Raw genomic sequence first — 20881 nt, 5'->3', positions numbered from 1 at the left:
CCGCTTATTGAGGTTGATATGAAAAGTAAAAGGCAGTTTGATTTATGGGGGATTCCGTTCGATGGCGAATCTACCCTGGGTTGGCCTGGTTCGCGTTATGCGCCTGCGCGAGTGCGTGAATGCGCGCGCTGGATCAACATGCGTATTCAGCAAGGGAAAATTTACTGCCTGGAAACCGATACCGAGATGGACGTCGGGGAACAACTGCTGATCGACCGGGGCGATGTGAAGGTTATCCCCAACGATACCCTGAAAACTTTCGCTGCCACCTGTGAAGCCGTCAGTGCCTCGATTGAACGTGGACACGTCCCTATCATGATCGGCGGTGACGACAGCCTGCTATTCCCGGTGGCGAAGGGCGTACATGATTCCCTGCCGGGGCGAATTGGCATTATTCACTTCGACGCGCACCTGGATTTGATGGATGAAAGTGAGCGGCAGGGGCGTCACAGCCAATCAAGCGGTATGCGCCGTTCACTGGAACTGGATCGTATTGCGCCCACGGATTGTATTCAGGTGTGTGAACGTCACTTTAATTTCCCCGCGTCAGGTCAGTTCAAGCATGAGCATGATTTAGTGCATCTTTCCGCCCGGGAAGTGTTGAAGCTGGGGCCGGAGGCGACGGTTGAACGTATTCTGGATCGGGTAAAACACGCCGATCATCTGTTCCTGTCATTTGATATTGATTCGGTCGATCCCGCTTATGCACCAGGCGCCGGTGCGCATGAACCCGGCGGTATCAGTTCCGATCAGGCATTGCATATGGTGGCGATGCTGGCTCAGCACTGCGCGGCAATGGCGATTACCGAAGTCAATCCGACGAAAGATGTGGGCGATATGACGTCGACGCTGGCCGCTTATCTGGCCTTTACTTTCGCGGTGTACGGCAGTCAGGCGCAATAGCGAATCGTTCAGGGATAAACCGGGAACAGCGTATTCCCGGTTTATCCATCGTGTTACAGCACCAACCCTGCAATGGACGCGGAAAGAATACTCACCAGCGTTGAGCCGTAAACCAGCTTCAGGCCAAAGCGGGAAACCACGTTTCCTTGCTGTTCATTCAGACCTTTAATCGCGCCGGCGATAATACCGATCGATGAGAAGTTGGCGAAAGAGACCAGGAACACGGACAGGATACCCACGCTGCGCGGCGACAGGGTATCCGCCACTTTTTGCAGTTCCAGCATGGCCACGAATTCGTTGGAAACCAGTTTGGTCGCCATGATGCTGCCAACCTGCAAGGCTTCATGGGAAGGAATACCCATAATCCAGGCCAACGGGTAGAACGCGTAGCCGAGGGTTTCCTGGAAGCTTACGCCGAAGACGGCGCTGAAAATGGCGTTAATGGCGGCGATCAGGGCAATAAAGCCAATCAGCATGGCGGCAACGATAACCGCGACCTTGAAACCGGCCAAAATGTATTCGCCCAGCATTTCAAAAAAGCTTTGCCCTTCGTGCAGGTTACCTAACTGAAGCTCTGGCTCGTCGTCCACGGTGTAAGGGTTGATAAGTGATAGCACGATAAAGGTGCTAAACATATTCAGGATCAGTGCGGCAACCACGAACTTGGCATCCAGCATGGACATATAAGCGCCGACGATGGACATGGAAACCGTCGACATGGCGGTGGCGGCCATGGTGTACATGCGTTTTTCGGACATCTTGCCCAGAATGTCTTTGTAGGCGATGAAGTTTTCGGACTGGCCGAGAATCAGTGAACTGACGGCGTTGAAAGATTCAAGTTTCCCCATGCCGTTCACTTTGGACAGTACCGTACCGATCAGGCGAATGATGATGGGCAGCAGTTTGATGTATTGCAAAATCCCGATCAGCGCGGAAATGAAGACGATAGGGCAAAGCACTTTGAAGAAGAACGAAACCAGGTTCTTTTCACTGTTGACCATATCACCGAAGACGAAGTCCGTTCCCTGACCGGCGAATTCGAGCAGTTTATCGAAGAGCGACGCGACCCCTTTTACCGCACCCAGCCCGATATTCGAGTAGAGGAAAAAATAGGCAAGCAGAATTTCAACAACCAGCAGTTGGATAATAAAACGAATGCGGATGCTTTTACGATCCTGGCAAACCAGTAGCGCGAGAGCTGCAACCACAATCAACGCCAAAATAAATTGCGCAATATGGGATAGGGACATGTTGGCTCCAGATATGAGGCAGACCAAGTTTTCCACGCCATTCTATGTAACATGTACATTAAAAATGAGATGGAGAACTCAAAACCGCAATTATATCTTTGGCGGGCCACTAAACTAAATGGCGCATCTTGTTATTAGGGCGCTTTTGTTCATTCATTATTCTGATGGCACCCTTGACGGCGATATTTGCATCAATAAAAGCGCGTTAACCCTGTCAGATTCGTCCAGTGCCATTCAGACAGGGTGACGCCACGCTTTGCGCTACCTTTTATTTTGCGGCGGCGCGCCGACGGAATGGCGGCGAACCAATGTGGGGATGAAGATATTGGTGGTTTTTGGGTGCGGCGTCCCCTCGGAGAGCGCCACGGCCAGCTCCGCCGCGTGCATGGCCATCGCTGTAACCGGATAATGTATGGTGGTTAACCGCGGGCGCAGATAACGGGCGAGCAGGACATCATCAAACCCCACCACGGACATATCCTGCGGCACGCTGATACTGTTATCGCTCAGCACCGACAGGGCGCCGGCCGCCATCGCGTCGTTGTAGCACACTATTGCCGTCATATTCCCGCCGCGGCTGAGCAATTCGGTCATCGCTGATTCGCCGCCCGACTCATCCGGTGATGCCCGTGCAATCAGGCGTTCATCCGGCGCGATACCGTGCTCATGTAAGGCATCGATATAGCCTTGCAGACGATCGAATGCGTCGGAAATCTGGTGGTCCGAGCAGAGAAAACCGATTTTCTGATGTCCCTCCTGAATCAAATGGCGGGCGGATAGCCACGCACCGTAGCGGTCATCCAACGCGACACAACGAGAGTCATAACCCGGCAGCGTACGATTGATCAACACCATGTCAGGAATATGCCCCATTAACGCCGCCAGTTCCTGATCGGGAATCATCTTGGCGTGCACCACCAATCCGGCGCAGCGATGACGAATCAACTGCTCGATCGCCTTTTTCTCCCGATCGGCATTGTGATAGCCATTACCGATGAGCAGGAATTTTCCTGTCGTCTGCGCGAAATGCTCCACGGATTTTACCATGGCGCCGAAGAAGGGATCGGAAACATCTGCGACCACAATGCCAAGCGTTTTAGCACGTTGGTGGGCAAGGGCGCTTGCATTTGCATTGGGATGATATTGTAACTCCGCCATTGCTTTATGCACGGCGTCGCGTGAAGCGCTGCTGGCTTTCGGGGAGTCATTGATGACCCGGGAAACCGTCGCAACGGAGACGCCTGATAGACGAGCGACATCCTTTATTGTTGCCATTAAGCATTCCTGAACGGTGAAATGCGTTGTCGTGTGACATAAACGCCAGAGATTTTTATGATTTATATTCCTTTTTCCTTGAAGTCGCCGCAGGCCACTCCAATGAATTTAGGTATATAGCCCAATCCACAGGTTAAAAAGAAGAAATAGGTACGTTGTCGAGTCTAAATGTCCGATTTTTTATTAATGTTACCTATTCCTCCTCTTTTCGCGGTATTGGGATCGTACTTATGTGATCGGCAGCAACAATTGCGTTTGACAGCCGCTTTCCAAACGGTATGCCGAGGTTTAAATTTAGGGTAACCGATTACACCTAAATGATAAATTAATGAGGTTGTTTTCACGGACGCTGCCGCGCTGAGGATATCCGTGGTTTCCTTTTTGTGAAACTGATTACACCTTGTTGGGCCGTTAGCGCATCCGTCCTATTTTCCTGACAAAAGCGATGGCGTGGGACATCCGGGCAGACGGCTGACATCCGCGCTCATACCGGGTTTATGTCACGTTTTGGGGGAATGATCTTATGCTGTTTGAACCAACCGAACATCCGCACCGCCGTTTTAACCCGTTGAAAGGAGACTGGGTGCTGGTGTCGCCACATCGGGCCAAACGCCCGTGGCAAGGGCAGCAGGAAGCGCCCGATCGCAATACCCCGCCGTCCTATGACCCGGCCTGCTACCTGTGCGCGGGCAACAGCCGGATTACCGGCGACATTAATCCGCCGTATCAGGGAACGTTCGTTTTTACGAACGATTTTTCCGCCTTGATGGAAGATACACCGACGGTGCCTTTCAGCAACGATCCGCTGTTTCGCGTTGAGCGGGCCAGGGGCGTCAGTCGCGTAATCTGCTTCTCGCCCGATCACGGTAAAAGTTTGCCTGAGCTATCCCTGCCTGCGCTGAGAGAGGTGATCAACACCTGGAGCCAGCAAACATCGGCATTGGGAGAGCGTTATTCATGGGTTCAGGTTTTTGAAAATAAAGGCGCGATGATGGGTTGTTCCAATCCGCATCCGCACGGACAGGTATGGGCCAACGATTTTTTACCGAATGAAGCGCAGTGTGAAGATCGGCGACAGCGTGACTACTTAGCTCAATATGTTTCACCGCTGCTGTTGGACTATGCCCGGCGCGAACGGGCGGAGGGAACGCGTCTGGTGGTGGAAACGGAATGTTGGCTGGCGGTTGTCCCTTATTGGGCGTCCTGGCCGTATGAGACCTTGCTGCTGCCCAAGTTTGCCGTACAACGGCTGCCGCAACTGAACGATGGCCAGCGAGACGATCTGGGTGTGGCGTTGAAAAAACTGACCAGCCGTTATGACAATCTGTTCCAGTGTTCATTTCCCTATTCGATGGGGTGGCACGGCGCGCCCTTTAACGGCCAGGACAATGCTCACTGGCAACTGCACGCTCACTTTTATCCTCCGCTATTGCGTTCCGCCAGCGTGCGCAAGTTTATGGTCGGCTATGAAATGCTGGCCGAGGCGCAGCGCGATTTGACGGCAGAGCAGGCCGCTGAACGTCTGCGCAGCGTTAGCGATATTCATTTTCGTGAGCAAATTTGAGGTCATTTTATGAGCCGCATCGATTCTCTGCGACAGTCTGTCGAATCCGTTTTTGCCGGGATGTTCGGCTATGCGCCGGACGTCAGTGTCCAGGCGCCTGGTCGGGTTAACCTGATTGGCGAACATACCGACTATAACGATGGTTTTGTTTTGCCCTGCGCGATTGACTATCAGACGGTGATCGCCGCCGCCGTGCGGCAGGACAGCCTGGTGCGGGTGGCGGCGATAAACTGCCATAACCAGCAGGACGAGTTCGATCTTGCCTATGACATTGAACGTCATCCTGAATACACGTGGGCCGACTATGTGCGGGGAACCGTCAAGTTTTTACGGGCGCGCGGATTGCCGCTCAGCGGTATGGATATGGTGATTTTAGGGAATGTGCCGTCGGGCGCGGGTCTGAGTTCTTCGGCTTCGCTGGAGGTGGCGATCGGTCAGACGTTCAAAACATTGAACAGCCTGAATGTGAGTCAGTTGGAGCTTGCTCTGGTGGGGCAGCAGGCTGAAAACGCGTTCGTGGGCTGTCGCTGCGGCATCATGGATCAGTTTATTTCCGCGCAAGGGCGGGCGGGCCATGCGCTGCTGATCGACTGCCGCTCTCTGGAAGGACGCGCGGTACGGATGTTGGCGGGCGTGGACGTGCTGATTGTCAATTCCAACGTGCGCCGCGGTCTGGTGGACAGTGAATACAACACCCGCCGCCGGCAGTGTGAAGCGGCGGCGGGTCATTTTGGCGTCAAGGCGCTACGCGATCTTTCTCTGCCGCAATTTGAGGCGGGCGCGGCGGGTCTTGATCCGCTGGCGTTCAAGCGCGCCCGGCATGTCATTACGGAAAACCGGCGCACACTGGAAGCCGCTGATGCGCTGTCGCGTCAGGATGCGAAACGTTTGTTCAGGCTGATGGCGGAATCGCACGTCTCCATGCGCGATGATTTTGAAATCACGGTGCCGCAGATCGATGCGCTGGTTGCGCTGATTCAAGACTATGTCGGCAAGCGTGGGGGCGCGAGGATGACCGGCGGTGGTTTTGGCGGCTGTGTGGTGGCGCTGATCCCATCGGCGCTCACGGATGAGGTGGTTCAGGTAATTGAACGCGAATATCCGGCCCGCACCGGCTTAACCCCCGCGATTTATCCGTGTCAGCCTTCCGATGGGGCTGGGAAACTGCGTTAAGATTAAGCCCTGATTTTGGCGTAACGTGGCTGATGCCTGTCATGGTAATAAAAATACCGTCGCCAGACCCAGAAAAATAAAAAATCCGCCGGTATCGGTGATCGCCGTGATCAGCACGCTGGACCCCACCGCAGGGTCGCGCCCAAGCGCCATCATCGACAGGGGAATCAGTACGCCCATCAGCGCCGCCAGCAGCAGGTTGAGCAAGATGGCCAGCATCATCACACCGCCCATGGCGGCATCACCGTACAGTGCATAGGTCACGACACCCATAACTGATCCCCATACCGCGCCGTTGACCAGCGCCACGCCCAGTTCTTTCAGCAACAGGTAGGACTTTTTGCCATGTTCTAACTGGTGCAGGGCCAATGCCCGGACAATCAGGGTTGTCGTCTGATTGCCTGTGTTGCCTCCGATACCGGCGACAATGGGCATCAGCGTCGCCAGCGCCACCAGATGGGCGAGCGTATCTTCAAACAGGCCGATGACGCGTGAGGCGATCAGCGCGGTACACAGATTGATGGCCAGCCAGATCCAGCGGCTCCGCACCGCTTTGTAGACCGGTGCGTAGACATCTTCGGAAGGGGCTAATCCCCCTGAACGGCGCAGATGGCTGTCGCTTTCTTTATTCACCACGTCCACAATATCTTCAACCGTCAGGCGTCCCATCAGTTTGCCTTTGCTATCGACGACGGCGGTGGAAATCAGGTTGTAACGTTCAAATGCGCCTGCCGCTTCTTCAAGGCTATCTTCGGGCTGAAACATCAGCGGATGGGTTTCCATTACCGTCGAAACCGGCGTTTGAGGCGAGTGCAGTAAAATATCGGCCAGAGAGAGCTCACCAACCAGGGTATTCTTTCGATCGGTAACGAACAGCTTATCAGTGGCGTCGGGGATGGATTTGCGATAACGCAGGTAGCGCTGAACCGTGGCCAGCGTCACATCGGCACGGACGGTGAGGAGTTTAAAATCCATCAGATAGCCGATGCAATCTTCGTCGTAGTTGATGGCTTTCTGTAGTTGCGCCCGCTGCCTGGTTTCCAGCGCGGTCAATATTCTCCCCAGCAGATGGCGGGGCAAGCGACGTGATAGCTGCGCCTGTTCATCCACATCCAATATGCGCACGGCTCTGAGGATTTCTTTATCCTTCATGTCGTTGATCAGGTCGTCAGAAATGTTATCCGACACCTCAATCAACACGCGTCCGCGTTTTTCTATGGGGATCAGACGCCATAACGCCAGACGTTCATCATGCGGCAATGATTCCAGAAGATCGGCAAGGTCGGCGGCGTGTAATTCGGCGATCAACAGGCAGATTTCGGCTGTTTGATCGATCAGGGCCTTGTTTTCTTTGTCCCTATCGCGGGGCCGCCGGCTGATAATGTCTTCAACCAGCGCCCTGTTTTCCAATAATAGAAGTGAGATACGCCGCCGCTGGGCGCTGAGCTTTTTTACTGTCGACATGAGTGATTTCCGCTTTATATATTGGAATTCCCGGCCTGTTTTTTATTTCCGTTGTCTTGTCTTTGACGTTTATGCAGAGGTATCACATGGAGCGCGTAACCCAGTGAATCTCCATTCATGAATAAATGTAGCGCAAAATCAGAGAATTAAGAATATCCGAGTTTCGATGGCGTAGGGGGATCGGAATGATGACATGATGTAGGTCGCCAGATAGGATATATCGCGGAAGAGGGGCGTAACAGGGCGAAAACGTAGGCGTCCTGGTTAATCACAATCAGAATATAAATGGGGCGGAGTTGGAATAGGTTTGGCGTTATTCTTTCTTATAAATTGGCACATCCCCAGCAGACGTGAAGGAGTGTTCGATACGCGGTTGTTGTTTGCTCTGATGATAAGAAAATGCGCTGACGGTGGAGTAGGCGAAACGACCTAAGAGAATGATAAAACTGATGAGTAATACGGCACGAGCAATACGGGAACCACTTCGTCGAGGGCGTATTGATATTCGTCGTTTATGGGTAAGCGTGGACATTACCGGTAAGTCTCCAGTGGAAGCGGACATTCGCTAAGGTTTATTTAGACACAAGCAGCGGAATAGGTCAATCAGTCGGGGTAAAAAAGCGGCGCCGCTTTTTCATTATCGGTAACAGACGGTAAGCTTTACTCTCTTTTTTCAGCAGAGCAGGCATCAAGTGCCGGGGGGAATCGTCACCAACAATGCTGGAAAATCGTTCGGCGCCAGCATTGTTGGCGTGGTGATCAGGCTTTTTCTTCTTCAATAATCAGTTTCCAGCCTGTCACATCCTGCCAGTATTCCTGTTCACGCTCTAAATCAAGCTGAACCAACGTGTTCTGGGCAAAGAACCCGTGCGGGAAGATCAGCGTCCAATAGCTGTCGTCCGTCACCAGCCTGAGCGTTTCCGGCGTGGTGGTCGCCTGCCGCTGGTTATTGAGCAACGTCGCCAAACGCAACACTTGCACCATCGGCAAGTACTGTTTCTTTTTAAAGAGATTCAAGCGCGGCAACTCTTCCAGCTTAATGGCCTTACGGTGCAGACGCACTATCAGCGAAAGCAGGAATTGTTGCTCCTGATTGAAGCCGGGCAGGTTGGTATTTTGCAGAATGTAGGCCGAATGGCGATGCAAGCCGCTGTGGTTGATGCTCAGCCCGACTTCATGCAGCATTGAGGCCCAGTTTAGAATGGCTTCAAGTTGCGGATGAATCAGACTTGGGTTTTGCTCCGCCCATTGCGAATACAGCCGCTCGGTGGTTTCTTTGACGCGGCGGGCCTGTTCACGATCGATATTGTAATGGCTGGCGAGGCTCTGTGCGGTGCGGATTCGGATATCCTGATGGCGGAAACGGTCTTCCATTTCATACAGCACGCCTTCACGCAGGGCGCCATCGGACAGACGAAGTTCTTTGATGGCCAGCGCGTCGAAGATGCCGCACAGAATCGCCACACCGGGAACCAGCACCGACTGACGATCTTCCGGCAAACCCGGCAGGCTCAATGATTTAAAGTTTTTGAACTGTAAAATCTGACCGCGCAGCATCTCCAGACGCTCCGGGGTAATCAGGCCGTCTTTCTCACCCATCTCCACCAGAATTTCGTGCGTGGCCTTGATCGTACCGGACGCGCCGAGGGCGTATTGCCAGCCGTAAATACGGTATTGCCAGGCCAGTGTTTCCAGTTTTTGTGCGGCCGCTAGCCGGGCGCGTTTGAAGTTGGTTTCGCTGATTTCGCCATTAGGGAAGAACTGCTGCGCGAAGCTGACGCAGCCCATGCGTCGGCTTTCTACCAGCATCGGCTCAAAGTCTTCACCGATAACCAGTTCGGTAGAGCCCCCACCGATATCGATAACCAGTTTGCGCCCCTTTTCAGCTTGAGTATGTTCAACGCCCATAAAAATCAGACGGGCTTCTTCATGGCCCGAGATGATTTCAATCGGATAGGGGATGATGTCCGCGGCGCGGCGCAGAAATTCCTGCGCATTCGCCGCCTGACGCAAGGCATGCGTACCCACAATGGAGACGTTAAGCGCGGAAAAACCCTGTAGCCGTTCGGCGAACAGCGCCAGACAGCTCAGACCACGCTCCATGGATTCCTCACTGAGCATGTTCTGGCTATCCAGGCCATCGACCAGGTGAACCCGGTGTTTTAAACGGCTGAGCACCTGAAGCGCGCCGTTTACCACGCGGGCCACCACCATATGAAAACTGTTGGAACCCAGATCGACTGCGGCAAATTCCTGGGGTTTTACATCGTCTTTATCTTTATTCGTTAATGGCATTATTCAGGTTTATCTCCGGGTTGCTCAAGCGCCTTGATGTAATAATAGATGGCATTTTGCGCACGGACTTTACGCCGGTTGCCGCGCGCCACATAGCGGTTACTCAACTCTTTATCAACGACGCGGGCTTTCACGGTATCGCTGAACAGGATATTCAAAATTTCCAATACCCGGTTTTTCAATATAGGGTCGAGCATTTCGACTGCCACTTCAATTCGATAGTCAATATTGCGCGTCATCCAGTCGGCGGAAGAGAGGTAGACCTTCTTATCGCCGCCGTTGTGGAACACATACACGCGGTCGTGCTCCAGATAACGATCGACAATGCTGGTTACCTGTATATTTTCGCTGATGCCGGGTAAGTTCGGGATCAGCGAGCACATGCCGCGAACCAGAAGGTTGATCCTAACGCCTGCCGAGGAAGCCTGATACAACTTTTCCACCAGCCCTTTATCGACAAGATTGTTAATCTTAAGCTTTATGCCTGCCTCGATCCCCGCCTGTGCGTTGTCGATCTCTTTATCGATTAATTTATAAAGCTTGTCACGCGAGTTTTGCGGCGAAACCAGCAAGTACTCAAAAGTGACCGGGCGATAAGGGTTCTCGATGAAGTTGAATACCCGGCGTACCTCGTTGGTGATTCGCTCATCGGCGGTAATCAGCGAGTAATCGGTGTACAGGCGGGCAGTTTTTTCATTGAAGTTACCAGTGCCGATATGGGCGTAACGCACAATCTTTTCTCCCTCGCGGCGCGAGATTAAAAACAACTTCGCGTGAATTTTCAGTCCCGGCACCGAGAAGATCACATGAACGCCGGCTTCGGTCAGCCGCTTGGCCCATTGGATGTTGGCCTCTTCGTCGAATCGGGCCTGCAACTCCACGACCACGGTGACTTTCTTGCCGTTGTACGCGGCATGGATCATCGAATTGATGATACGGGAATCTTTCGCCACGCGGTAAATATTGATTTTGATAGCCAGTACGCTGGGGTCAAACGAAGCCTGCCGCAGCAGTTCCAGCACATGCTCGAAGGTATGGTAAGGATAATAAAGCAGGACATCCCGTTCGCGGATGGCGTCAAAACCATTACGGAAATGGTTGAACCAGTTGTGGCGCAGACGTGGCAACGGTTTGTTGACCAGGCTGGCGCGGCCCACATTCGGGAAGCTAATGAAGTCTTTAAAGTTATGGTAGCGGCCGCCGGGGATGACCGAGTCGTAGGAGGAGATCCCCAGTTTTTCCTGTAGCACCGTTACCATGGCGTCGGGCATATCGCGCTGATAGACAAATCGCACCGGTTCCGCGGTGAGGCGCTGTTTCAGACTGGATGACATCAATTCCAACAGGCTGGATTCCATTTCCGTCACCAGATCGTACTCCGCGTCGCGGGTCATCTTCATGGAATAGGCGTTCAGGGCGTCGTAATCGAAAAAGCCGTTGAAGATGTCATCCAGACAGTAGCGCAGAATGTTATCGATCAGGATCATGGTCTTGCGGCGGCGAGGCGCTTCCGCCGGCAGATTGACGAAACGCGGCACTTTGTCCGAGGGGATTTCCAGCAGCGCGTAATTGATTTGGTCGCCACGGATGATTTCGACCGCCAGATAGGTGTAGTCGTCTTTCAGGAACTGTACTAGATTGGTGTCGTGCAGGATCAGTATCGGCGTGATGAGCGGGCGTAAAAACTGCCTGAAGTACTCTCTTAACCACTCCTGTTGATTCGGTGAGACTTGGCGCTCGTTGACCAGGAAAATCTGGTTGCGCGCCATTTCGAGCAATAATTCGTTGTAAAGACTATCAAATATCTGGTCTGTTTTGAGTACGCGGGCCTGAATCTTTCCCAAAAGGCGGCGTAGATTACCGTCCAACCCCTGTTCTTCGTTAATCAGAATTCGCCTTTTAAGATCGGCAAAACGGACTTTGTAAAACTCATCAAGGTTGCTGGAGTAGATGCCAAGAAAGCGCATGCGCTCGATTAATGGGTTGCTTTTATCCGCCGCTTCCTGAAGTACGCGTTCATTAAAGGACAACCAACTTAACTCTTTCTCAATGTAGAGTTTGTCCTGACTCATTGTTACTCCATTCAATTAGTATGCTGAGGTCTATCCGATTATTCTTATTTCAGTAGGTTTCAAGGTGCGATGACGCCGCTTGAAAAGTTCGGCCCGTCCAGTGACCGATAGGCAACGCAACTGTAACTTGAAACACTCAATATATAACAACATTATGGCGCGCTGATGACGATAAAATCGAATACGCCCGCTGACTTACCATTGTCATATTATGAGTGTAAAGGCAACATATGTTATCCGCTTTTTCTGCGGGAGAGTAATGTATATCTCATTTTGACGGCAGACCCCTAACGGCGAGTTCAATGGCACATACAGGAAACAGATTACAGCATCGGGATCGCCATCGGGTTTTGATGGATCGTCTGACTCGCCGCGTGGTGGTGGGCGGCGGATTGCTGGTGCTGATGGCGCTGCTGTTGATTTTTTTCTATCTGCTGTATGTCGTCACGCCGCTGTTTCTTGCGCCGTCTGTCCGGGATCAAAAATCGCTGTCGCTAAACCTGAGCTACCCGGCAGTGGCGATCGGCATCAGCGATAACGGACAGACCGGGTTTCGGATCGATCGGCAAGGCTACGGCGAATTCATCTCGCTGGCGTCCGGCAAACCGGCGGCACGCATTCCTCTGGCCTCTTCCGTGGCGCAGGCGGCCGAGAGCCTTGGCGAACGGCAGATTTATGTGCTGGGCCAGTTGGATGGCAGGGTCCGCGTTGTGCAACCGGTTTTGCCGCTGCGTGATCTGCCGCCCGCCTACTGGCGATATCCGTTTGGTAAACAGCCCTTGTCGCTGGGGTTACCTGCGCAGCCGCTGCGTCGTTTGGCCGTGGCGTCCGTCGCGGAAGATCGTCTGATAGTGGCGGCGATAACCCAGGATAATCGTCTGTCGCTCACGGAAGTGGGGGAGAACGGCGTACAGCAAAAAGCGCAGGTCGCGCTTGCGAACAGAACCGTCGAGCAACTGCTGCTGACGCCGGATGGACGGCAGATTTTCCTTCTTGATGGGACGGCAATCAGCCTGTGGCAGTTTGAGTCAAATTCATTGCGGCTGCGGGAAATCCAGCGGTTGAACGTGCCGGGGCCGTTACGTCTGGCGTTATTGTCCGGCGGGCGTTCACTGCTGGTTCAGTCCGCCGATGGGCGCATCAGCCAATGGTTTGATGTGCCGACAGACAAGGGCATGCAACTGACGGAGATTCGCCAGTTCCCTGCGGCACCGGCGACATTACTGGTTGCCGAAGCGCAGCGGCGGGTATTTGCGACATTGACGGCCCAGGGGGATCTGTCGCTGTTTGCCAGCAAACAACCGGGCGCGCAGTTGACCAAAACATTGCCGCCGAATGTGCGGCAACTTGCGTTTTCCCCGCGCGGTAGAGCGATGCTGGCTGAAACGGCGCAGGGCTGGCAGGTCTGGCAGGTTGATAACCCTCATCCCGATATCGGTTGGCGCGGTTTGTGGCAAAAGCTGTGGTATGAAAACTACCCGGAACCGGATTATATCTGGCAATCCACATCGGCGGAAAACAGCTATCAGGCAAAGTTCAGTATGATGCCGCTGATGCTGGGCACCTTGAAAGCCGCGGTTTACGCCATGCTTTTCGCCACGCCGCTGGCGCTCTCGGCGGCCGTTTATACCGCCAGCTTCATGTCGCCCGCGGTGCGCCGCTGGATTAAACCCGCGATGGAGATCATGGGCGCGTTGCCTACGGTGGTGATCGGCCTGATTGCCGCCATCTGGCTGGCCCCTCATTTTGAAACCTATCTTTCCGCCATTTTGGTTATGCCGGTGCTGTGGGGGCTTACCGTACTGGGCTGCGGTTGGCTGATTGAACGCCTTCCTGCCTGCATTCATCGCGAGTTTCCCTCCGGGTGGGATGCCTTGATCCTGCTGCCCGCCATTTTCCTGACCCTGATTTTCGGCTGTTGGCTTGCCCCGATACTGGACATGTGGATATGGGGGCAGCCCTTGTACCAATGGTTGGGGGAGTGTTTTGTCCAGCGCAATACGCTGGTGGTGGGCGTCGCGCTGGGGTTTGCGCTGACGCCGCTGATTTTTTCGCTGGCTGAAGATGCGTTGTTCAGCGTACCTCCCCGGTTGAGTCAGGGATCGTTGGCGCTGGGCGCCACGCTGTGGCAAACCTTGTGGCGTGTAGTGTTGCCGTCTGCCAGCGCCGGGATTTTTGCGGCGCTGATGCTGGGCTTTGGCCGCGCCGTGGGAGAAACCATGATTGTGCTAATGGCGACGGGCAATACCCCGATTATGGATGAAGGATTGCTTCAGGGGCTACGTTCACTGGCGGCGAATATCGCCATTGAAATGCCGGAAGCGGCGTTCGGCAGCAGTCACTATCGGGTACTGTTTCTGACCGCGCTGATACTCTTTGTCTTCACTTTTATCGTGAACACACTGGCTGAGTCGATTCGCCAGCGTTTACGCCAGCGCTATCGTGACGAAGGAGAAAACGCGTGAGGTATTGGTTACGTTCCGGCAGGCCGTGGATATGGTTGACCGCGTCGTCCATCAGTATCAGCCTGCTGGCAATGCTAACCATTTTCGTCCTGCTGGTCGGTCAGGGGATGCGTTATTTGTGGCCGCAACCCGTATGGCTATTCACCTTGCAAGACAGTATTGCGCAGAGTGAAACCCTATCGGACGGTTCAGGCGGGCCGAGGGCGCTGATCGGCGAAATTTACGGGGAGCAAACCCTGTCGCCAGAGCAGCTCAGCAATGCGGGATTGCCGGTGCAGGCAGGAAAATCCGAAACGCGCTATTTGATTAAAATCGGCCAGCGCGAAATCTACCGGCAAAGCTTTCGTACGCTGTTATCCCGCGATATCGCCAGTATGCGTAAACCAGCCGATTTGCTGGCGATTAAACGCGCCGGCAACGACATGGCCTATGGCTATTTGGCTGGCATGCTGGAGGATGGGCAGCCGATGCTGGCCAATGACTTGCCAGGCACCTTTCAGCGTCGAGTGAGTCAGGTTCAGGAATTGCTGGCGATGGCGCAATCGATTCGACTTGGCGATATGGAACAGCTGAATCAGCAGTTTGAGAAGTTGCGTCTGGAAGAAAAGCAACGACAGCGGGAAAATACGCTGGATAGTCAGGCGCAGGCCCGCCTGAACGCCGAACGAATTGAACTGCGGCGGCATTTTGATGAACTGTCACAGCAATTGAGCCTACTGAATCAGCAAATCAACCGTGACGAGGTGCAACTGCGTGATGCCAAAGGAACGGCTTATTTCGTGCCGTTGAAAGACATTGAGCAGGCCTGGTATCCCAACGCGATGGGGCTGGGCGATAAACTCCGGCACTGGGGGCGGCAGGTCGGGTACATGCTGACCTACTATTCGCCCGACAGTAACAGTTCGGGGCACCTGTTACCGGCAATTTTCGGCACGGTGTTGATGGTGATTCTGATGTCGATCATCGTCATGCCGCTGGGGGTGGTGGCCGCGGTGTATTTACACGAATATGCCGGTAAAAATAGTCTGACGCGCTGGGTAAGGATCGCCGTAGTCAATCTGGCTGGCGTGCCGTCCATTGTGTATGGCGTCTTCGGGCTGGGATTTTTTGTCTATCTTATAGGCGGTACGCTGGATCAGCTCTTCTATTCCGAGAGATTGCCCAGCCCGACGTTTGGCACCCCCGGCCTATTGTGGGCTTCCTTGACGCTGGCATTGCTTACGCTTCCGGTGGTGATTGTCGCCACGGAGGAAGGGTTATCGCGCATTCCGATGTCGGTGCGTTATGGTTCGCTGGCGCTCGGCGCGACCAAAGCGGAAACGCTGTGGCATGTGGTTTTGCCGATGGCGGTGCCCGCTATGCTCACCGGGCTGATTCTTGCCGTGGCGCGCGCGGCGGGTGAAACGGCGCCGCTGATGTTGGTGGGCGTAGTAAAATCCGTACCGGTATTGCCGGTTGATGATATTTTTCCTTACCTTCATCTTGAGCGGAAGTTTATGCATCTTGGTTTTCAGATTTACGATCTGGCTTTTCAAAGCCCCGATGTGGAAGCGTCGCGGCCGTTGGTTTATATCACCGCGTTGTTGCTGGTCTTGATTGTGGTTGGGCTGAATCTTGCGGCGATTGGCATACGCCATGTGTTGCGCGAAAAATATCGTACGCTGTCATTCTGAATGTAAGGCGAGGTTATGAGGTTAAAGACGCAGAGGGAAAGGTTGCCGCCGTTGGATGTTCACCAGCTAAGCGATGAGCAGACCGCGTTGGCCGTGGAGCATCTCAATCTGTTTTACGGCACGAAACAGGCACTGAACGACATTTCACTGCGGATTCCTAAAAATCAGGTGACGGCGCTGATCGGCCCTTCCGGTTGTGGCAAGTCGACTTTGCTGCGTTGCTTCAACCGCATGAACGATCTGGTCGATAACTGCCGGACGGAAGGAGATATCTGGCTGCATGGCATGCCGATAAACGATCCTCAACTGGATGTCGCGGTGCTGCGCCGTCGGGTGGGCATGGTGTTCCAGCGCCCCAATCCGTTTCCTAAATCCATTTATGAAAACGTTATTTACGGCCTGCGATTACAGGGGCTGCGGGATCGCCGTTTATTGGATGAAGCGGTGGAGCAGGCGTTGCGTGCGGCGGCGTTGTGGCATGAAGTAAAAGATCGGCTGGGCGATAACGCATTAACGCTTTCCAGCGGTCAGCAGCAGCGGTTGGTCATTGCCCGCGCCATTGCCATTGAACCGGAAATCTTACTGCTTGACGAGCCTACCTCGGCGCTCGATCCTATTTCAACGCTGGTGGTTGAAGAACTGATCGGCGCACTCAGGCAGCATTTTACGCTGGTGCTGGTAACCCATAATATGCAGCAGGCCGCGCGCGTTTCCGATTACACCGCGTTTATCAATCAGGGGAAATTGATAGAATATAATCAGACGGACGATTTATTTACCTCCCCTTCCCAACGGGGAACGGAAGATTATATTACCGGGCGCTTTGGTTAAGCCGTATTTTATTTTTTTGGCGGATCAAGATAATTGACGCAGGTCGCCAATTGTCCGTGTCATTTAAAAAACCGTTGATAAACTGCGAGCGGTTTATTCGACAGCACAACGCTAATCGCCAACCCGCCGCATCGACGCTTTCCGGCAGCTTACACGCCAGTCCCACGATAATGGCGATATCGGTATGGCGGCCTTGGCCTGTTTCAGGGACTGTGAGCCATACACATCCACCACGATGCTCGTCACCGATGAAATAAGCAATTTGCCGATCAGAGCGTCCGTAGACATTTTGCCAGCTTTCATCGGCCCCACGGTATGTTAACCGGATGGACCGATATCAATTTTGAACATATCAAATACGCCGACCATAGCGGCTTTCTTCAAAACACCGGTAGTTTGCGTTGCGTACCGGCGTTGAAATAAGCCAATCAGAGCGGAATGGCATTAACCAAACAGGCTGTAAACGATCGCGCTGATGGCGATTAGCCCTATGATGGTGACAAAAGCGTTACTGATTTGGCCGCTGTATTTTTTCATTGCCGGCACTTTCTGAATGGCATACATCGGCATCAGAAATAGCAGGCAGGCGATAATCGGGCCGCCTAGGGTTTCGATCATACCCAGAATACTTGGATTCAGTGTGGCGACCCCCCAGGTGGTGATCAGCATGAACAGCGCCGTGATACGGTTCAGTTTAGTGGCGGAGAGGGTTTTGCCTTTGCTGCGCAGGCATTTGACGATCATGCCGTTAAAGCCTTCGCCTGCGCCGAGATAGTGACCGAGGAAAGATTTGGAAATTGCGATAGTGGCGATGACCGGCGCCAGATAACCCATGATTGGATTATTAAAGTGGTTAGCCAGATAAGACAGAATGGAAATATTTTGTATTTTGGCTTCCATCAGTTCGGCAGGCGACAGGCTCAATACGCAACTGAAGACAAAGAACATCACTGTCAGCACCATCATGATGTGGCTGTAAGACAGAATGCGTGAGCATTTCTCCTCGGCTTTGTCGCCGTATTCTTTACGTTTGGCAACGGCGAAAGAGGAGATGATCGGTGAGTGGTTGAAGGAGAAAACCATCACAGGAATCGCCAGCCACAGCGTCGCCAGCAAACCATTGCCAGTAACATTTTTCGCCAGTGAAACATTTTCAAAAATCGAGGTATTCCAATGGGGGATCAAATATAACGCCAGCGTCATTAATACGGCGACGAACGGATAAACAAGAATACTCATCGCCTTAACGATCATGGCTTCGCCAAAGCGAACAATGAACATCAGGCCAAGAATTAATATTAACGATAGCACCGCTCTTGGCGGTGAAGGCAGATGAAGTTGGTGGGTAATAAAACTATCTACCGTATTGGTAATCGCAACGCTGTAAACCAGAAGAATTGGATAAATGGCAAAAAAATAGAGCAGGGTGATTAATTTACCGGCACCAACGCCGAAATGTTCTTCAACAACTTCGGTGATATCTTCATCGCCTTTTTTGCCGGATAATACAAATCGACATAGAGCGCGGTGGGAATAATAGGTCATTGGGTAAGCAATAATCGCCATAATAATTAATGGGATTAGACCGCCAATCCCTGCATTTATCGGCAAAAAGAGTACACCGGCGCCAATGGCCGTACCATAGAGGCCCAGCATCCACACCGTATCGCTTTTACGCCAGCCCGAAGCACGCGCTAAAATGTGGCTGTTATCATGAATTGTGCTCATGTTAGTTTCTCCTTATTGAACACAGATATAAAAATTCCAGTACCGGCAAGTTGCCGCGACAGGGATAAGAAATGAACAAAACATATAATTATTTCGATGAACGAATACTGTTTCGAGGGCTGCATTCTATATTGATAGGGTCAAACAATAATATTGCGACAATAACGTGAATGAATTAAAAGTCATTATTCTAAAGAATTTTTTCGGAAATTGAAATATCAATTCTGATACTTTATTTCAACGCTCTTTAATCGTTCTTAATTGATACTTTATTTGATGTCTGATGGGTAAAAAATAACCTGCAATAAGCCTTTTATTAAAAATATCGCCTGAATAATAAACATCAAATAGTAGGATGTCACACAGAAAAATTTATTTATGCTCCAGACAGACGATAAATCCGTTGCCTGGAGGCGGGGCGATTCATTCAGCAGACAGTTTTTCCTGCGCCCAACGCAGAGCGCTTTGGTATTCATCCGTCAACATGGCCGCCAGCGATTGCAATGTTTGCTGAAGCTGAACGTTATTCTGAGCCTGTAGGTTCAAATGTCCCACTTTCCGCCCCGGACGAACCTCTTTTTCGTACCAGTGCAGGTGCACCAGTGGCAACGAGAGCCAGTCGAGATTCACGGCGCTGCCGATAAGGTTGACCATTACCGATGCGGTGCCGACCACCGGCGTTGGCATAGGCAGATCCAGAATGGCGCGCAGATGCAGTTCAAACTGGCTGATGGATGCGCCATTTTGCGTCCAGTGTCCACTGTTGTGTACACGCGGCGCGAGTTCATTGATCAGCAGGCGATCGCCCACAATGAAACATTCCATCGCCATGACGCCCACATAATCCAGTTCGCTCATAATCGCCGATAGCATTTGTTCGGCCTGTTGCTGGAGTTGAGGCATCGGCCGTTGAAGAACCACGCTGGCGCGCAGAATGCCATCCTCATGCAGATTGTGCGTCAGCGGGTAGAACACGCATTTACCATGAGCGTTGCGCGCGCCAACCAATGACACTTCACCGGAGAAGTTAATGCCTTGTTCAACAATGCATGCGCCGTAGCAGTCGGTGGGCAACGTGTCTTGTTCACCTTCGCGCAAACGCCATTGACCTCGGCCGTCGTAACCGCCCACGCGGCGTTTGACGATAGCCAGTTCACCTAAAGTGGCAAAGATATGCGGCCACTCTTCCTCACTGGCAAGTAATTGCCAGGGGGCGGTCGCCAGACTCAGCGCATCCAACAGCTGTTTTTGTGTAAGGCGATCGGCCAGACGCGGGAAAATGTCACGGTTGACGAACGCGGCGTGCGCGGCCAGTTCACTCGTCAGCGCGGTTTCCGGCCAGCGTTCGATTTCGGCGGTGATCACACTGTTGTGAAACGGAACAGACTCCGGTTCCGCATCCAGACCCACCGGATAAACGGCAATGCCCAAAGGTTCGCCAGCCTGACGCAGCATTCTTCCCAGTTGACCATTACCGAGCACGCAAACCGGTTTCATGCTTCCTCCCGGGGATCGGGGTTAGCAAGCACTTCATCGGTTTGGCTCTGCCGCCAGTCAGCCAAACGCGTGGCGATGGCGCTATCATGCAAGGCAAGGATTTGTGCGGCCAGCAGTGCGGCATTGGCGGCGCCGGCTTTGCCGATAGCCAGCGTACCGACTGGAATACCGCGTGGCATCTGAACAATCGAATACAGGCTATCAACCCCGTTCAGGGCGGCGCTTTGCACCGGCACTCCCAGTACGGGAACCAGCGTTTTGGCTGCCAGCATACCCGGTAAGTGCGCCGCGCCGCCTGCGCCGGCGATAATCACATCGAAACCGTTCCGGGCGGCTTGTTCAGCGAAACTGAACAGTTTATCGGGTGTGCGGTGGGCGGAGACAACTTCAACATGAAAAGGAATATTCAGCGTGGTGAGAATCTCTGCCGCAAACTGCATGGTGGTCCAGTCACTCTTTGAACCCATGACGATGGCGATTTTAGCCGGGGCAACGTTGGATGACATGCCTGTAAAGCTCCTGTGATTTTACATGTTCGTGACGCGGAATAAGCGGTGCGTCGGCCAGATAGACGGTGCTCTGGCGTTGAGGGCGTAGAGCATACCATGACCTTATGGCGAGGAAAACGGTTGCGTATGGCTGGGCGGCAGAGCGCAGACGTGATAATGGCGTAACTTAATGGCAAGAAAAG

At 53.1% G+C, this 20881-nt stretch carries 14 protein-coding genes and 1 pseudogene; 6 read left to right on the top strand and 9 right to left on the bottom strand.

What is annotated here, in order from left to right:
- Positions 1 to 18: 18 nt before the first annotated feature.
- On the top strand, positions 19 to 903 hold the full coding sequence (locus tag EH207_RS12405; RefSeq protein ID WP_137714266.1) for an arginase family protein: 885 nt from the start codon (positions 19 to 21) through the stop codon (positions 901 to 903).
- Between the two features lie 53 nt (positions 904 to 956).
- On the opposite strand, the gene EH207_RS12400 is transcribed toward EH207_RS12405, so the two are convergent.
- Both EH207_RS12400 and galR read right to left on the bottom strand, forming a co-directional pair.
- On the bottom strand, positions 957 to 2153 hold the full coding sequence (locus tag EH207_RS12400; protein ID WP_137714265.1) for a NupC/NupG family nucleoside CNT transporter: 1197 nt from the start codon (positions 2151 to 2153) through the stop codon (positions 957 to 959).
- 261 nt (positions 2154 to 2414) lie between these two features.
- Positions 2415 to 3428, bottom strand: coding sequence for an HTH-type transcriptional regulator GalR (gene galR / locus EH207_RS12395; RefSeq protein ID WP_137714264.1), 1014 nt, complete (start codon positions 3426 to 3428; stop codon positions 2415 to 2417).
- 523 nt (positions 3429 to 3951) lie between these two features.
- Here galR and galT point away from each other — a divergent pair.
- Positions 3952 to 4992: a galactose-1-phosphate uridylyltransferase gene (gene galT, locus EH207_RS12390; RefSeq protein WP_137714263.1), complete on the top strand. Its 1041-nt coding sequence runs from the start codon at positions 3952 to 3954 to the stop codon at positions 4990 to 4992.
- A gap of 9 nt (positions 4993 to 5001) precedes the next feature.
- Positions 5002 to 6165 (top strand): galactokinase, encoded by a 1164-nt coding sequence (galK, locus tag EH207_RS12385; protein ID WP_137714262.1) that lies wholly within the window; start codon positions 5002 to 5004, stop codon positions 6163 to 6165.
- A 39-nt stretch (positions 6166 to 6204) separates the two neighbouring features.
- On the opposite strand, the gene mgtE is transcribed toward galK, so the two are convergent.
- The 3 genes from mgtE to ppk1 all read right to left on the bottom strand — a co-directional run bounded on the left by mgtE (position 6205) and on the right by ppk1 (position 11996).
- Positions 6205 to 7629 (bottom strand): magnesium transporter, encoded by a 1425-nt coding sequence (mgtE, locus tag EH207_RS12380; RefSeq protein WP_137714261.1) that lies wholly within the window; start codon positions 7627 to 7629, stop codon positions 6205 to 6207.
- Between the two features lie 759 nt (positions 7630 to 8388).
- Entirely contained in the window at positions 8389 to 9924 is a 1536-nt protein-coding gene (gene ppx, locus EH207_RS12370) for an exopolyphosphatase (RefSeq protein ID WP_137714259.1), read from the bottom strand.
- Positions 9924 to 11996 (bottom strand): polyphosphate kinase 1, encoded by a 2073-nt coding sequence (gene ppk1, locus EH207_RS12365; protein ID WP_137714258.1) that lies wholly within the window; start codon positions 11994 to 11996, stop codon positions 9924 to 9926. The genes ppx and ppk1 overlap by 1 nt, the downstream gene beginning before the upstream one ends.
- A gap of 302 nt (positions 11997 to 12298) precedes the next feature.
- Between ppk1 and EH207_RS12360 the strand changes: the two genes are divergently transcribed.
- The 3 genes from EH207_RS12360 to pstB are packed head-to-tail and all read left to right on the top strand — an operon-like array spanning position 12299 to position 16965.
- Positions 12299 to 14461 (top strand): ABC transporter permease subunit, encoded by a 2163-nt coding sequence (locus tag EH207_RS12360; protein ID WP_137714257.1) that lies wholly within the window; start codon positions 12299 to 12301, stop codon positions 14459 to 14461.
- Complete coding sequence (gene pstA / locus EH207_RS12355) at positions 14458 to 16134, top strand: phosphate ABC transporter permease PstA (protein WP_137714256.1); 1677 nt, start codon at positions 14458 to 14460, stop codon at positions 16132 to 16134. Before EH207_RS12360 ends, pstA begins: the two co-directional genes overlap by 4 nt.
- Positions 16135 to 16149: 15 nt before the next feature.
- A complete protein-coding gene (pstB, locus tag EH207_RS12350) occupies positions 16150 to 16965 on the top strand; it encodes a phosphate ABC transporter ATP-binding protein PstB (RefSeq protein ID WP_137714255.1) in 816 nt (271 codons plus the stop codon).
- Positions 16966 to 17095: 130 nt separating this feature from the next.
- Here the strand turns inward: pstB and EH207_RS18415 are convergent.
- The 4 genes and pseudogenes from EH207_RS18415 to purE all read right to left on the bottom strand — a co-directional run.
- Positions 17096 to 17277, bottom strand: a pseudogene (locus EH207_RS18415) (serine dehydratase beta chain); the annotation flags it as partial.
- 132 nt (positions 17278 to 17409) lie between these two features.
- Entirely contained in the window at positions 17410 to 18693 is a 1284-nt protein-coding gene (locus EH207_RS12340) for an HAAAP family serine/threonine permease (RefSeq protein ID WP_137714254.1), read from the bottom strand.
- A 423-nt stretch (positions 18694 to 19116) separates the two neighbouring features.
- Positions 19117 to 20190, bottom strand: coding sequence for a 5-(carboxyamino)imidazole ribonucleotide synthase (gene purK / locus EH207_RS12335; RefSeq protein ID WP_137714253.1), 1074 nt, complete (start codon positions 20188 to 20190; stop codon positions 19117 to 19119).
- Complete coding sequence (purE, locus tag EH207_RS12330) at positions 20187 to 20696, bottom strand: 5-(carboxyamino)imidazole ribonucleotide mutase (protein WP_137714252.1); 510 nt, start codon at positions 20694 to 20696, stop codon at positions 20187 to 20189. The genes purK and purE overlap by 4 nt, the downstream gene beginning before the upstream one ends.
- Positions 20697 to 20881 lie beyond the last annotated feature (185 nt).

Origin of the sequence: Brenneria rubrifaciens, from assembly GCF_005484945.1 — a bacterium.
GTDB lineage: Bacteria > Pseudomonadota > Gammaproteobacteria > Enterobacterales > Enterobacteriaceae > Brenneria > Brenneria rubrifaciens.
Note: the sequence above shows the minus strand (reverse complement) of the source record. Positions and strands in the feature narration are given on the sequence as shown.